The sequence below is a fragment of the Nocardioides flavescens genome (assembly GCF_009823805.1).
Classification (GTDB): Bacteria; Actinomycetota; Actinomycetes; order Propionibacteriales; family Nocardioidaceae; genus Nocardioides; species Nocardioides flavescens.
The window spans coordinates 159,908-173,911 of sequence record NZ_WUEK01000005.1; the positions used below are offsets into that span (position 1 = coordinate 159,908).

The window sequence follows — 14,004 nt, forward strand, 5'->3', positions numbered from 1 at the left end:
CGGACGCGACCGCGTCCGGGCCCTCGGTGCGTGAAGGGCCCGCTCTCGTCTCGGCGATCACGGCGGACTAATGTCCGCCCGGTGGAGGTGCCGGAGAAGCAACGCGCGGTCTTCGTTGACGATGCCGGCGCGGCGGCCCTGCGCGCCGCAGGTCGATTGCAGATCGGCCGGCACACCTACGGCGCGCCGCACGTCCACTGGTGGGGGGAAGATGTCGAGCTCCGGATCGGCGCTTTCTGCTCGATAGCCCTCGGCGTGTCCTTCATCCTCGGCGGGAACCACCGGACTGACTGGGTCACTACCTATCCGTTCACCGAGTTCGCCGACTGGCCGGAAGCGCACACGACCCCTGGCCACCCCGCGTCCAAGGGCAGCATCATCATCGGCAACGACGTGTGGCTGGGAAGTGCTGCGACGGTCCTCTCCGGAGTGTCGGTCGCGGACGGTGCGGTGGTGGCAGCCGGCGCAGTCGTCACGAAGGACGTGCCGCCGTACGCCGTCGTCGCTGGCAACCCGGGTCGGGTGGTCGCACACCGCTTCGAGCCAGACGTGATCGACGGATTGCTCCGGATGCAGTGGTGGAACTGGTCCGATCGCAAGATCCAGCGACGGATGAAAGGGTTGCTGTCCGACGACGTAGAACGGTTCGTCAGGCGCAACGCACCGGCTGTCGACCACACCGCGGACAACCGCGAGGCCTGATCCTCGTCAGAGACGGAAGGTATCGCCCTTGCGCATGATCAGACCGTCCTGGGACAACGAGGCGAGGCAGCGCTCCCTCTGGTCCGCGTCGGGCCAGGCGACGTCCAGTCGGCTGCGGTGGACCGGTCCGTCGCTGTCGCGGAGCACCGCCATGAGTCGTCCGCGGCACTGGCGGTCGGTGCCCTGCCACGCCTGGCCGCGTCGCGGCGGGCCGTCGTACGCCGGGTAGCCGGCCGCGCGCCAGGCGCACTGCTCTCGCACAGGGCAGTCTTCGCATCGAGGGGAGGCCGCCGTGCAGACGAGGGCGCCGAGCTCCATGACGGCGACCGCCCAGGTCGCCGCGGTCGCCTCGTCATCGGGCAGCACCTCGGTGGCCTCCTCGCGCTCGGCGCGGGTGACCGACGTCGGTGGGAACTCCCGGCCCGCCAGCACCCGCCCCAGCACTCGGCGCACGTTGGTGTCGAGGACGACGTGACGGCGTCCGAATGCGAACGACGCCACGGCGGCGGCGGTGTAGTCGCCGACGCCCGGGAGCGTCAGCAGCTCGTCGTAGCTGTCCGGCACCTCGCCGTCGTAGCGCTCGACGATGGCTGCGGCCGCCGCGTGCAGGCGCAGGGCGCGGCGGGGGTAGCCCAACCGGCCCCAGGCGCGCACCGCCTCGCCGCTGGGTTCGGCGGCCAGGTGGGCAGGTGTCGGCCAGCGCTCGAGCCACTGAGTGTGCACCGGGAGCACGCGCGCCACCGGGGTCTGCTGGAGCATCAGCTCTGAGACGAGGACCGACCACGGGCTCGCGGACGGCTCGCGCCAGGGCAGGTCACGTGCGTGGGCGGCGTACCAGTCGAGGACCGGGTCGTGCAGGGCGGACATCGACCTCGACGCTACGCGGCGTGGGTCCGCCGCTGATCGGCGCGTGGCGCCTAGCCTTGGGCGAGTGCCCACCACCACGCGCGGGCCTCTGCCTCCGGGGGTCTACTGGCGACGTCGCCTGGCCGTCCTGAGCGTCGCGCTGGTCCTCGTGCTCAGTTTCGGCAAGCTCCTCGGGCGCGCCGGGGGCGACGACGACCCGACGGCGGCTCGTGTCGGCGCGCTCGCCTCGCCGACCGTGACGGTCACCGCCGACCCGACCGACGCGCCGACCAGCAAGGCGGGCAAGGACGGCAAGAACGGCGGCAAGAGGAACGGCGGCAAGAACGCCGGCCAGGACGCCACCGCCGAGGAGACGCCCGCGGCCGTCCCCACTCCCGAGCCGACTCCGACCACGCCCCCGCCGCTCGCCGAGCCGACCGGGCCGTGCCCGGACGACGACGTCTTCGTGACCGCGACGGTCGACGGCGCCGTCGGCACCACCGACGTCACGGTGATGCTCAACCTCCAGACCCGGGCGACCCCGGCCTGCACCTTCGAGGTCTCGCCCGACGACGTCAGCATGGTCATCTCGCGTGGTCGCGACACCGTCTGGTCGAGCGAGCAGTGCAGCGGCGCCATCCCCACCCAGGTCGTGGCCGTGCGGCAGGCCGCCATCACCCAGGTGCCGGTCGTGTGGGCCGACGCTGCGCGCTCCGACGACGAGTGCAGCGACCGTACGGCGTACGCCATGCCGGGGGTCTACACCGTGAGCACGGCCGTGCTCGGCGGCGAGCCGACCGACGTGCAGTTCGAGCTCGCGGCGCCGGCGGCGCCGGTCGTCACCCAGACGGTGACACCGACGGTCACTGCAGAGCCTGCCCCCGCGGGCTGACCAGGCGCAGCCCCCGACGGGCGGCGATCCACCACGAGGTGGTCAGGAACTGGACGCCACGCGGCAGCGCGAAGCCGTCGACCCCGGGATCCAACGTGGGTGTGAGGAGAGCGGCGAACGCGGAGTCACTGATGACGCGGTCGCGTGCCTCTGCCCGGCGACGACGCCGGATCTCGGGAACGTGCCTGAGGAGCCACCACCAGCCACGCAGCTTCTGCGACGCCCACCCCTGTTTGGCAGCGAGGCCCAGCAGCGCCAGTTCCGCGGCGACGAGGACCGGGAGGACGGCGAGGAGGACGCGGGCGGGATAGAGCGTGAGCACCATGAAGAGCCGGTTGCGCTCGAGCAGGTAGAACTTGTCGGGATTGCGCGAGAACTCGTAGTCGTGGTGCACCACGGCGTCGGGCACGAAGACCGCTCGACGTCCGCGTGACCAGCTGCGGAGGCTCAGGTCGGTGTCCTCGACATAGGTGAAGAGCGTCTCGCAGAAGCCGCCCATCGCGAGGAAGTCGTCGCGGCGGACGGCAGCGGTCGCACCGGAGATCGAGGTGATGTCGGACGGGGTGGAGTGGTCGGCTGCCGGCTCGCCGAGAGCCCCCGCCCAGCTGATCCCGAGGAAGTGCACCGGGTTGCCGGCCGAGTTCATGACGTCGGGACGGTCGAGGAGCCGGACGGACGCCGAGGCCAGCGCCACCCGGTCGTCGAGGGCCGCGACGAGGCGGGCGAGGGCGTCGGGCTCGACGACAGCGTCCCCGTTGACGAAGAGCAGGTGCTCGCCACGGGCGCGATGCGCACCGAGGTTGCACCCGGCGGCGAAGCCCAGGTTGGAGCCAGGGCGGACGACCTCCACCCCGGGGAGTTCGGCCAGAGTCCGGACGACGTCGTCCTCGCCGCCGTTGTCCACCAGCACGACGTCGACGTCGATGCCCCGCGAGGCGAGGACCGCCTCGACCGCACGCGGCAGCAGGGGTTGGTGCCCGTACGCGAGGATGACCGCGGTGCCCGCGAACGGGGCGCTCACGGAGTCTCGCTCCCCTCGGTCGACGACATGTCGTCCTGGGATCCGGTGTCGGCCGCGCGTCTGATGCTGTCCTGCTCGAGACGCAGCAGTGCGATCTCCTCCGCCAGGGTCCGCGTCTTGTCCTCGAGCCGACCGAGCTCGTAGCTGTGCTGGAGCGTCAGCACCATCAGCACCATGCTGGCGACGAAGAACAGGAGGTTGGCCGGGACGTCGACCCCCACCAGGCGCGCGGCGGTGTTGAGCACCCACGGCGCGATCGTCAGGACGAGGACGCCGAACGCGACCGCAGCCCACAGCACCGCGTACTTCTCGCGGAGGTGCCGCCGGCGGAGCAGCTCGAAGAGCACGACGAGGATGACGACCGAACCGATGATCCCGAGGATGTTCGGCGCGTTCACGGGAGGCCGCCCACGGTCGCTGCGGGCTCGCGATCACCGGGCACGTCCGGCCAGCGCCGGATGAGCGCCAGGGCCAGGGCCATCACCGCGCGGCCCAGGAACAAGGCAGCCTTGAACGGCGTCTGGCTGGGGACGCCGCCCTGGCGCGGCCTCATCTCGACGGCGACCTGGGTGACGCTGCACCCCGCACGCAGTGCGATCACCATCGACTCGACGGTGTCGCCGAGGTACTCGGCGGGATAGTGACTGGCGAAGACCTCGACCGCTCGTCGGTTGGCGACGCGGAAGCCACTGGTGACGTCGGTCAGACGCGTTCCCGCGAGACGCGACAGTGTGCCGGCGAGCATGCGCATCGCCATTCGGCGCACCCAGCTCACCTGGTAGTCCGCACCCTCGCCCGCGAAACGTGCGCCGATGACCAGGTCGGCCCCGGGCTGGTCGTCGCGCGTGCGGAGTGCCTCGAGCAGGTGCGGCAGGTAGCGCGGGTCGTGCTGCCCGTCCGCGTCGATCTGGACCACGGTGTCGTACCCGTGACGCAGGGCGTACCGGTAGCCAGTCCGCATGGCGCCACCGACACCCAGGTTGTAAGGGAGTGAGCAGACGACCGCCCCGGCCCTCATCGCCTCCCGAGCGGTGTGGTCGATGGATCCGTCGTCCACGACGAGGACGTCCACGCCCAGGGTCGAGGTCACGTCGTGGATGGTCGAACCGATGGCGTCCTGCTCGTTCCAGGCGGGCATGACCACGAGCACTCCCGGAAGGCCTGGGGAGCGCGGGACGGTGGGACTCATGGGCACCGAGACTATGGGGCAGGCGCGCCGACCGCTGATTCGCCGCTCAGACGTAGCGCTCGAGGATCGTCGACTCCGCGAGTCGGCTGAGCCCCTCGCGCACGCTGCGGGCCCGCAGCTCGCCCACGCCGTCGACGACCTGGAGGTCCTCGACGCCGGCGGACAGCAGCTTCTGCAGGGTGCCGAAGTGGTCGACGAGCCGGTCGACGACGGTGGCCGGCAGCCGGGGCACCTTGGCGAGGAGGCGGTAGCCGCGGGGGGCGACCGCGCCGTCGAGGTGCTCGACCGAGCCGAGCCCGAGCACGCGGGCCGAGGACGCCGGGTCGACGAGCTCGGTCGCCGTCAGCGCCTCGAGGCGCTGCAGCAGCACCTCCGGGCTCTTGGTGCGGCGCCCGCCGGGGACGTAGTCGCGGATGACCAGCTCGCGCTCGGCGTCGACGCCGGTGATGAGCTCCTCGAGCTGCAGCGACAGCAGGCGACCGTCGGTGCCGAGCTCGAGCACGTAGTCCTCGATCTCGCGGGCGATGCGGGTGACCATCTCGAGGCGCTGGGCGACGACCGCGACGTCGCGGACGGTGACGAGGTCCTCGATCTCCAGCGCCGACAGCGTGCTCGACACCTCGTCGAGGCGCAGCTTGTAGCGCTCGAGGGTGGCGAGAGCCTGGTTGGCGCGGGAGAGGATCTGGCCGGAGTCCTCCAGCACGTGACGGGTCTCGCCGACGTAGGCGGCGATGATCTGCATCGACTGCGACACCGAGATCACCGGGAAGCCGGTCTGCCGGGCGACCCGGTCCGCGGTGCGGTGGCGGGTGCCGGTCTCCTCGCTGGGGATCGTGTGGTCGGGCATGAGGTGCACCGCGGCCTTGACGATGCGGGTGACGTCGCGATCGACGATGATCGCGCCGTCCATCTTGGCCAGCTCGCGCAGACCGGTCGCGGTGAACGGTACGTCGAGCTGGAAGCCACCGGTGGCGATCGACTCGACCGTCCGGTCGTTGCCGAGGACGATCAGGGCGCCGGTGCGTCCGCGCAGGATGCGCTCGAGCCCGTCGCGCAGCGATGTGCCGGGGGCGATCGCCTGGAGGGTCGCGCGCAGCCGCAGCATCTCGTCGGTGCGTTCGGCCACCAGCCGCCCCTCTCGCTCGCCCGGTCCCACCGGGTCACCCGAAGCCTAAGCGAAGCGGAGCCGGGTCACTCGTCGACCGCGTGGAGATCGGGGCGGCCCCCAGAGCTGCGGGCCGCGCGGTCGGCGCGATCGCCGCCGCTGAGCCGGAGGAGGCGCAGCGCGGAACCGATGTCGGTGACCTCGATGACGCTCATCCCGTCGACCGTGCGCGGACGCGTGGTGTGCGGCCCGCTCGCTCGCTGGCCCGGCACGAGCGCCTTCGTGAAGCCCAGCCGCGCGGCCTCCGCGAGCCGCTGCGGCAGGTCGCGCACCTTGCGGAGCTCTCCGGCCAGTCCGAGCTCGCCCATCGCCACCACCCCGGCCCCCGCGGTGACGCCTTGGACGGCCGAGGCGATCGCGATGGCGAGGGCGAGGTCGCTGGCGGGCTCCTGGAGCCGGGCCCCGCCGACGGTGGAGGCGAACACGTCGCAGGTGTGCAGGGGCAGTCGGCCGTGCTGCTGGAGGATCGCGAGCACCATCGCGACGCGCGAGGAGTCGAGGCCGGACGTCGTACGCCGCGGCCGGTCCATGGGAGAAGGCGTGACCAGGGCCTGCACCTCGGCGAGCATCGGGCGGCGGCCCTCCATGGTGACCGCGACGCACGTGCCCGGCACCGGGGCCGTCTGGTGCTCGATGAACAGCCCGGTCGGGTCGGTGACCGCGCTGATGCCGTCGGGGCCGAGGTCGAAGCAGCCGACCTCGTCGACCGGTCCGAACCGGTTCTTCATCGCCCTCACCATGCGGAAGCGGGAGTTGCGGTCACCCTCGAAGTGCAGGACGACGTCGACGAGGTGCTCCAGGACGCGAGGTCCGGCGATGGCGCCGTCCTTGGTGACGTGGCCGACCATGACGGTGGTGATGTTGCGGGTCTTGGCGACCCGGATGAGCGCGGCCGCGACCTCCTTGACCTGGGTGACCCCACCTGGGACGCCGTCGAGCCCGGAGGCGCCGATCGTCTGCACGGAGTCGACGACGAGCAGCGTCGGGCGCACCTGCTCGATGTGGGTCAGCACGGCGCCGAGGTCCGTCTCCGCCGCGAGGTAGAGCTCGTCCTGCACCGCACCGGTGCGGTCGGCGCGCAGCCGCACCTGAGAGGCCGACTCCTCGCCGGTGACGTAGAGGACCCGGTGGCGGGCGCGAGCGGTCTGGGCGGCCACCTCCAGCAGCAGGGTGCTCTTGCCGACGCCCGGCTCACCGGCCAGCAGGATGGCTGCACCCGGCACGAGTCCCCCGCCGAGCACGCGGTCGAGCTCGGGGACCCCGCTGCCGCGCGAGGACGACTCCTCGACGCTCACCTCGCCGATCGGTACGGCCGCGGCGGTCACCGGCGAGGCGGAGGCCCGCAGCTGCGGCGCAGCGCTCTCGGCCACGGAGCCCCAGGCCTGGCACTCGCCGCAGCGACCGACCCACTTCGCGGTCTCCCAGCCGCACTCGCTGCAGCGGTACGCCGGGCGCGCGGCGGTCTTCTTCGTGGCCATGGCAGCAACCTAGGCGGCGCCACCGACATCCTGGGTCGGCACGGGCCGCGGACGGCCGGGGTGACCGCAGCCACCCCCACGGGGGTGGCTGCGCTGTACTGTGCGTTGGAACGATCCAGGACCGAGCCGGCCCATCCGGGGCCGTCGGCCCGATGTCTTGAGCCAGTGCTACGAGGGAGGCCCGGATGAGCGTGTCCCGGCCGAGCGGCCGCTCCTCGGTCACGCCGCCCACGCTGGCCGACGTCGCGGAGCGTGCGGGGGTGAGCCGTCAGACGGTCTCCAACGCCGTCAACAACCCCGACCTCCTGCGCGAGGACACCCTGAGCCGGGTGCAGCAGGCGATCGCCGAGCTCGGCTACCTCCCCAACCGCGCCGCCCGCAACCTCCGCACCCGCGCCTCCCACCTCATCGGCCTGCCCATCAAGGCCGCGGAGGAGGGCACCGCCAACGCCCTGATGGACCGCTTCGTCCACTCACTGGTCGACTCCTCACGCGAGGCGGGCTACCACGTCCTGCTCTTCTCCGGCACCCGCACCGGCAAGGCGGTCGACGAGCTCCCGGCCTACGACGACCTCCTGCGCTCGACCGCCGTCGACGCCTTCGTCGTGACCGACACCTACCTGGGCAACCCCCAGGCGGAGTGGCTCGACCAGCGCCGGGCGCCGTTCGTCGCCTTCGGGCGGCCGTGGAACGATCCCGACGCCCGGCACCCCTGGGTCGACGTCGACGGCGCCGCCGGCACCGAGATGGCGACGACGCACCTCATCGAGCGCGGCCACACCCGCATCGCCTGGATCGGCTGGCGCAAGGACTCGCTGCTGGGCGAGGAGCGCCGCGCCGGCTGGAGCCGCGCCATGCGCAGCCGCGACATCCCGACCAGCGGCCTGGCCTCCCGCGTCGAGGACACCGTCTCGTCCGGCCGCGAGGCCAGCGCGGTGCTGCTCGACGAGGCCCACCCCTCGGCGTTCGTCTGTGCCAGTGACACCCTCGCGATGGGGGTGCTGCACACGCTCGCCGAGCGGGGGCTGAGCGCCGGCCACGACATCGCCGTGACCGGCTTCGACGACTCCCAGGTCGCCCAGACGGTGCCGCCGGGGCTCACCTCGGTGCGTCAGCCGCTCGAGGACGTCGCCGTCGAGGTCGTGAAGGCCCTCGAGGGGCTGCTGGGAGCGCCGCCCACCGTGCACCCAGGCGTGCTGCTCACGCCGCGGCTCGTCGTCCGCGGCTCCAGCTGACGCGGCTCAGAACGCCCGCGACCAGACGTTGACGGCGTAGTCGACCTCGAGCCCGCTGGGGCTGTCGCCGTGGTGGGCCCAGTGCTCGGCGAGCACCGCGTCGGCGGTGGCGGCGTCGAACTCGATGCGCACGACCGCCTCGAGGTCGGCGCGTGAGGTGAACCGCCAGCCCATGTCGACCGGGTTGCGGGTCCAACCGTGCTGCGACCGGAACCGCTCCACCGCGTCGGGGTCGACCTCGGGGTAGCCGCGCCGGAACCAGCCGCCGAACGTCGAGCGGGTCGGGTCGTTGTCGACGACGGTGGCGACCCCGCCGCGGCGTACGACGCGGGCGAGCTCGGCGAGACCGGGCTCGCAGCCGGGCCCGAAGAAGTAGGCCCAGCGAGCGTGGACGACGTCGACGGAGGCGTCGGGCAGCGGCACCGACTGAGCCGTGCCCTGCCGCACCGTCACGGAGCTCAGACGGCGGGTGCGGCGGCGGGCCAGCGCCGCGAGGTCGGGGTGCGGCTCGACGCCGACGACCGAGCGGGCGGTCTCGGCGAAGCGGGGGAGGTGGAAGCCCGTGCCGCACCCGAGGTCGAGCACGTCGCGGCCGTCCCAGTGCGCGAGGTCGGCGAGGGTCGACCACAGGCGACCGTCGGGGTCGACGGCGCGGTTCTCGATCTCGTACGTCGCCGTGTGGTGCCAGATGTTGGGACTCGGTCGGGTCCCGGGAGGGAGGTCCAGGGCGTCAGATGCGGACGAGGCCGCCGGGTGTCTGCACCTGGACGGCGAGCACGCCCGGCATGCCGTTGGGGGCGACCCACTCGACCTTGATGTCCTCGAGGGGCGCCTCGACGGTCTCGCCGAGCCACTCCGAGACGCGCTGCGGGTCGCCGGCGATCTCGAGCGCGGCGAGCGAGAACGCCTCGTCGGCGCCCGTGCTCGGGTGCTCGCCCGCGCCGTCCTCCCACTGCACGAAGAACGGCAGCTGGGGGTCGCTGATCAGGCCGTTGACGCCGATCTGGCGCCAGCGCAGCTGGGTGCCGTCGGGACGGTGCCGGCTGCCGGCGACGGCCTCGCGGCCGAGGCGCTTCTCGACGACGGCGATGTCGTCGACGGCCACGACCCAGCCGAGCCAGCCGCCGCCGAGCGCGGAGCGGGCGCGGACCGCCTGGCCGAACGGCGCCTTGTCGGAGGCCGGGTGGTCGAGCACCTCGACGACCTCGATGTAGGTGCGGTCCGCCAGCGGCAGCGTCATGTTGCGGGTGCCGAAGCGGGGGTGCACGCCCCCGTCGACGAACGTGGCGCCGAGCTGGGACCCGATGCGTTCGGCCGTCGCGGCCAGTCCGTCGGGGCCGGCGGCGAACGAGAGGTGGTCGAGGCGCATGCCGACGATTGTGCGGGTGGGCCTCTCCGGCCTCCAACACGGGGTGCGGGTCTCTTGACGTCGAGAGGGTGGGGCGCGCGAGGAACGAGCGCGTGCCCACCCTGATGGTGGTCGAGCGAGCCGTCCGGCCGAGGGACGAGGCCGGAACCGTCGTGTCGGCTGGGCCCGAGCCTGCGAGGGCGCAGCGTCGGTGGTCGAGCAGGGCGTCGGACCGAGGGACGAGGTCCGAACCGCCGTGTCGAGACCCAGGCGGTGCGGGTCGAGCGGGTGCCGAGGCTGCGGTGGTCTCGACGACGCTCGCTGGCGCTCGCTGCTCGACCAGCGGTGGGGCGTGGTTTCGAGACACGACTTCGTCGTTCCTCAACCACCGGGTCGGCTGATGGTCTCGACGACGCTCGCTGGCGCTCGCTGCTCGACGAGCGGTGGGGCCGCTCAGTGGGGGTCGGCGGGGTGGATGGCGAGGCGGGAGCGGGAGGCGAGGTGGGCCTCGCAGTGCCGGACCAGCTCGGCGTACGCCGCGGCGCCCATCAGCTCGGTGAGCTCGGCGGCGCTGGTGAGGTAGAGCGGCTCGGGGGCGACGTGGGCGTCGGGGTTGCCGGTGCAGTACCAGTCGAGGTCGTGGCCGCCGGGGCCCCAGCCGCGGCGGTCGTACTCGCCGATCGAGACCTCGGTGTACGTCGTGCCGTCGGGCCGCTCGACGTCACGGAAGGTGCGGCGCAGCGGCAGCTGCCAGCACACGTCGGGCTTCGTCTCGAGGGGGTTCTTGCCCAGCGTCAGGGCGAGCGCGTGCAGAGCGCAGCCGGCGCCGCTGGAGCCGTCGGGGCGCACGAAGTCGGGCCGGTTGGCGAAGACGCACGACTGCTGGCCGTCGTACTCGACGACGAGGGTCTTGCGCTCGCCCTCGTCGTCGGTGTCGACCCAGTCCGAGCGCTTGACCTTCGCGCGGTCGGGTCGGAACTGCCACAGCGTCTCGTCGAGCATCGCGACGTAGCCCGCGACCCGCTTCTCGTCGTCGGAGTCCGCGAAGTGGGCGCCGAGGGTGCAGCAGCCGACGTCGGGGGCGTCGGCGTAGATGCCGGCGCAGCCGGTGCCGAAGATGCAGGTGTAGGACGAGGTCAGCCAGGTGAGGTCGCAGCGCATCACCTCGGTCTCGTCGGCCGGGTTGACGAACTCGACCCAGGCACGGGGGAAGACCAGGTCGACCTCGGGCACGCCCGCGAGCCTACGGGTGTCGTGACCCACCGGTAGGTTGGCCCCATGCGCGTGGGGGTGCTCGACATCGGGTCCAACACGGGGCACCTGCTGGTGGTCGACGCCCACGGCGGCGCGGCCCCGCTCCCGGCGTACTCCTTCAAGCAGCCACTGCGTCTCGCCGAGCACCTCGACGAGGACGGCCGCGTGTCGCAGACCGGGGTCGACGCCCTGACGGCGTTCACCGCCGAGGCGCTGCAGGTCGCCGAGGACCGCGGCTGCGAGGACATGCTCGGCTTTGCCACCTCGGCAGTGCGCGACGCGGGCAACAGTGACGAGGTGCTCGACCACGTCCACGAGCGCACCGGTGTCCGGATCGACGTGCTGAGCGGCGAGGACGAGGCGCGCCTGACGTTCCTCGCCGTACGCCGCTGGTTCGGCTGGTCGGCGGGCCGGCTCGCCGTCTTCGACATCGGTGGCGGCTCGCTCGAGATCGCCGGCGGCTCCGACGAGGCGCCCGACGTGGCGTGGTCGCTGCCGCTGGGGGCGGCGCGGCTGGCGCGCACGTGGTTCGGGGGCGGCCGGGTCGTCGACGAGGACACGGTGCGTGCGCTGCGGCGCGAGATCCGCGCCTCGATCGCCCGCGACGCGGGCAACCTGCTGCGCGGCGGGCCGCCGCACCGCGCCGCTGCGACCTCGAAGACGTTCCGCTCGCTGGCGCGCATCTGCGGTGCCGCTCCGTCGGCGGAAGGCTCGCTCGTGCCGCGCACGCTGCCGCTCGACGTGCTCTGCGAGTGGGTCCCCAAACTGGTCGCGATGGAGCCCGCCGAGCTGGCGCAGCTGCCGGGCGTCTCGCCGAGCCGCGCCCACCAGATCGTGCCGGGCGCGCTCGTCGCGGAGGCCTGCATGGACATCTTCGACCTCACCGAGCTCGAGATCTGCCCGTGGGCGCTGCGCGAGGGCGTCATCCTCGAGCGGCTCGACCACATCTCCGTCCTGGGACGTCCGTGACCCGCATCGGCCTCTCCACGACCTCGGTCTACCCGGAGTCGTCCGCCCACGCGTTCGCCTACGCCGCCGAGCTCGGCTACGACGCCGTCGAGGTGATGGTGCTCGACTCGCTCAGCCAGGACGTCGAGTCGGTGCGGCAGCTCTCCGAGCAGCACGCGGTGCCGGTCTGCTCGATCCACGCCCCGACCCTGCTGTTCACCCAGCGGGTCTGGGGCACCGAGCCCTGGGGCAAGCTGCAGCGCTCGGCCGAGATGGCGCAGGCCGTCGGCGCCGAGGTCGTCGTCGTGCACCCGCCGTTCCGCTGGCAGAAGGAGTACGCCGCCAACTTCGTCAACGGCATCGCCGCGCTGGAGGAGTCCACCGGCATCGCCTTCGCGGTCGAGAACATGTACCCCTGGCGCGCCTCGCGGCGCGGCGTCGAGATGTACCTCCCCGGCTGGGACCCCTCCGAGGAGCCCTACGCCAACACCACCGTCGACCTCTCGCACGCCGCGACGGCGAAGGACGACCCGATCGCGATGGCCGACCGGCTCGGCGAGCGGCTGCGCCACGTGCACCTGACCGACGGCTCCGGCTCGCTCAAGGACGAGCACCTCGTCCCGGGGCGGGGTGTGATGGGGGCTGCGGAGTTCCTCGGCCACATCGCGCGCGCCGGTTTCGACGGCGAGATCGTCGTCGAGATCAACACCCGCAAGGCCGCTTCCCGCGAGGAGCGCGAGGCCGACCTGCGCGAGTCGCTGGAGTTCGCGCGCGAGCACTTCCGGGCCTGAGGCCCCGGCACCACGGGCCAGGCCGTCGGCACCTGAGGCCGACGCGGGGCGCCGTACGCCGCACGAGGCTCGGGGCGTGGAGTCTCGACGGCTGGTGTGGCCCGACGTGGCCAAGGGTGCGTGCATCGTGCTGGTCGTGCTGTGGCACGTGACGCGCAAGGACTACCTCCAGCTCGACTGGCGCCTCGACCTGCCGGTGACGGGGGCGTGGGGGACGCTGTCGCAGGCGCTGCTGCCGGTGCGGATGCCGCTGTTCTTCGCGATCTCCGGCTTCTTCGCGGCCCGTCGGCTCGAGCGGCCCTGGCGGTCGGTGCTGGCGCGACGGGTGGCGCCGCTGCTCTGGGTGTTCGTGCTGTGGACCCTGCTGCAGACCGCCGTGCTGCAGGCCGTGCCGGGCTTCGACACCGCCATCGCCCGGACCCCCGCCGAGCTCGCGGAGCAGCTCACCGTGACGCCCGGCAACCTGTGGTACCTCCTCGCCCTCGCCGCCTACGTCGCCGTCGCCCGGGCGACCCGACGCCGCCCGGTGCTGGCCCTCGCGGCGGCCCTGGCCCTGAGCGCCGTCGCCGCGGCCGGCTGGGTGCCGACCCCGGGCAACCGCTACGGGCTGCTGACCAACCTCCCGTTCTTCCTCCTCGGGGTGCAGCTCGCTCGCCACCCCGATGTCGTACGCCGGCACGCGACGCCCGCGCGCGGTGCCGCGCTGGTCGCGGCGTACGTCGTCGGCGCGGGGCTGTGGATCCTGCTCGACGCGGACACGTGGCTCGGGGTGCGGCCGGGGCTCGGGTTGCTCGGCGCGGGAGCCGGGGCGGTGCTGGCCGTGACGCTGAGCCGGGTGCCGGCGGTCGGCGCCGCGCTGGCCACGCTGGGGCGGCGGACGCTGCCGGTCTACGTCGTGCACCTGCCGCTGGTGGCGTTCGTGCACCTCGCCTCGGCGCGGCTGGTGCCGACCGGCTCGACGGTCGTGGCGGTCGTCTACCCCCTCCTCGTCACCGCCCTGGTGCTCGCCGCGAGCCTGGCGCTGCACCGCCTCGCCGTGCGGCTCGGTGGGCGCTGGCTCTTCGAGGCCCCGTGGCTGCGGCCTGGCCGCCGTCCTGCCCCGGAGGCTGTCGGCGCGGCGTCGTAGCCTGGCTGG

15 protein-coding genes are annotated in these 14,004 nt (G+C 73.0%); 6 read left to right on the forward strand and 9 right to left on the reverse strand.

The genetic code is table 11. The features are described 5' to 3' along the window. Window positions 1-81: 81 nt before the first annotated feature. Window positions 82-702: a DapH/DapD/GlmU-related protein gene (locus GRQ65_RS09610; RefSeq protein WP_160877625.1), complete on the forward strand. Its 621-nt coding sequence runs from the start codon at window positions 82-84 to the stop codon at window positions 700-702. 6 nt (window positions 703-708) lie between these two features. On the opposite strand, the gene GRQ65_RS09615 is transcribed toward GRQ65_RS09610, so the two are convergent. Next, window positions 709-1,569, reverse strand: coding sequence for an HhH-GPD family protein (locus GRQ65_RS09615; RefSeq protein WP_160877627.1), 861 nt, complete (start codon window positions 1,567-1,569; stop codon window positions 709-711). Window positions 1,570-1,633: 64 nt separating this feature from the next. On the opposite strand from GRQ65_RS09615, the gene GRQ65_RS09620 reads away from it, so the two are divergent. Next, window positions 1,634-2,440 carry a hypothetical protein gene (locus tag GRQ65_RS09620; RefSeq protein ID WP_160877629.1) on the forward strand — a complete coding sequence of 269 codons (807 nt, stop codon included), beginning with the start codon at window positions 1,634-1,636 and terminating at the stop codon, window positions 2,438-2,440. Here GRQ65_RS09620 and GRQ65_RS09625 read toward each other — a convergent pair. The 5 genes from GRQ65_RS09625 to radA form a co-directional block, all read right to left on the reverse strand. Further along, complete coding sequence (locus GRQ65_RS09625; protein ID WP_160877631.1) at window positions 2,412-3,461, reverse strand: glycosyltransferase; 1,050 nt, start codon at window positions 3,459-3,461, stop codon at window positions 2,412-2,414. The two genes, GRQ65_RS09620 and GRQ65_RS09625, sit on opposite strands and share 29 nt — an antisense overlap. Next, window positions 3,458-3,859: a DUF2304 family protein gene (locus tag GRQ65_RS09630; protein WP_160877633.1), complete on the reverse strand. Its 402-nt coding sequence runs from the start codon at window positions 3,857-3,859 to the stop codon at window positions 3,458-3,460. The genes GRQ65_RS09625 and GRQ65_RS09630 overlap by 4 nt, the downstream gene beginning before the upstream one ends. Continuing rightward, window positions 3,856-4,650: a glycosyltransferase family 2 protein gene (locus GRQ65_RS09635; RefSeq protein ID WP_160877635.1), complete on the reverse strand. Its 795-nt coding sequence runs from the start codon at window positions 4,648-4,650 to the stop codon at window positions 3,856-3,858. The genes GRQ65_RS09630 and GRQ65_RS09635 overlap by 4 nt, the downstream gene beginning before the upstream one ends. A gap of 46 nt (window positions 4,651-4,696) precedes the next feature. Continuing rightward, window positions 4,697-5,755 (reverse strand): DNA integrity scanning diadenylate cyclase DisA, encoded by a 1,059-nt coding sequence (gene disA, locus GRQ65_RS09640; RefSeq protein ID WP_439331857.1) that lies wholly within the window; start codon window positions 5,753-5,755, stop codon window positions 4,697-4,699. Window positions 5,756-5,841: 86 nt separating this feature from the next. Beyond that, complete coding sequence (gene radA, locus GRQ65_RS09645; protein WP_160877637.1) at window positions 5,842-7,293, reverse strand: DNA repair protein RadA; 1,452 nt, start codon at window positions 7,291-7,293, stop codon at window positions 5,842-5,844. Window positions 7,294-7,478: 185 nt separating this feature from the next. On the opposite strand from radA, the gene GRQ65_RS09650 reads away from it, so the two are divergent. Continuing rightward, window positions 7,479-8,528 carry a LacI family DNA-binding transcriptional regulator gene (locus tag GRQ65_RS09650; protein ID WP_160877639.1) on the forward strand — a complete coding sequence of 350 codons (1,050 nt, stop codon included), beginning with the start codon at window positions 7,479-7,481 and terminating at the stop codon, window positions 8,526-8,528. Window positions 8,529-8,534: 6 nt separating this feature from the next. On the opposite strand, the gene GRQ65_RS09655 is transcribed toward GRQ65_RS09650, so the two are convergent. From GRQ65_RS09655 to GRQ65_RS09665, 3 genes are all read right to left on the reverse strand, one after another. Continuing rightward, the gene (locus tag GRQ65_RS09655) at window positions 8,535-9,254 is read right to left on the reverse strand and encodes a class I SAM-dependent methyltransferase (protein WP_202387912.1); all 720 of its coding nucleotides are present in this window, start codon (window positions 9,252-9,254) and stop codon (window positions 8,535-8,537) included. A gap of 4 nt (window positions 9,255-9,258) precedes the next feature. Beyond that, on the reverse strand, window positions 9,259-9,897 hold the full coding sequence (locus GRQ65_RS09660) for a VOC family protein (protein ID WP_160877641.1): 639 nt from the start codon (window positions 9,895-9,897) through the stop codon (window positions 9,259-9,261). A gap of 432 nt (window positions 9,898-10,329) precedes the next feature. Further along, on the reverse strand, window positions 10,330-11,109 hold the full coding sequence (locus GRQ65_RS09665; protein ID WP_160877643.1) for a DUF3109 family protein: 780 nt from the start codon (window positions 11,107-11,109) through the stop codon (window positions 10,330-10,332). Window positions 11,110-11,154: 45 nt separating this feature from the next. Between GRQ65_RS09665 and GRQ65_RS09670 the strand changes: the two genes are divergently transcribed. From GRQ65_RS09670 to GRQ65_RS09680, 3 genes are all read left to right on the forward strand, one after another. Next, window positions 11,155-12,099: a Ppx/GppA family phosphatase gene (locus tag GRQ65_RS09670; RefSeq protein WP_160877645.1), complete on the forward strand. Its 945-nt coding sequence runs from the start codon at window positions 11,155-11,157 to the stop codon at window positions 12,097-12,099. After that, window positions 12,096-12,869, forward strand: a complete 774-nt coding sequence (locus GRQ65_RS09675; RefSeq protein ID WP_160877647.1) for a TIM barrel protein — start codon at window positions 12,096-12,098, stop codon at window positions 12,867-12,869. The genes GRQ65_RS09670 and GRQ65_RS09675 overlap by 4 nt, the downstream gene beginning before the upstream one ends. Before the next feature lie 76 nt (window positions 12,870-12,945). Then, window positions 12,946-13,995, forward strand: a complete 1,050-nt coding sequence (locus tag GRQ65_RS09680; RefSeq protein WP_160877649.1) for an acyltransferase family protein — start codon at window positions 12,946-12,948, stop codon at window positions 13,993-13,995. Window positions 13,996-14,004: the final 9 nt, after the last annotated feature.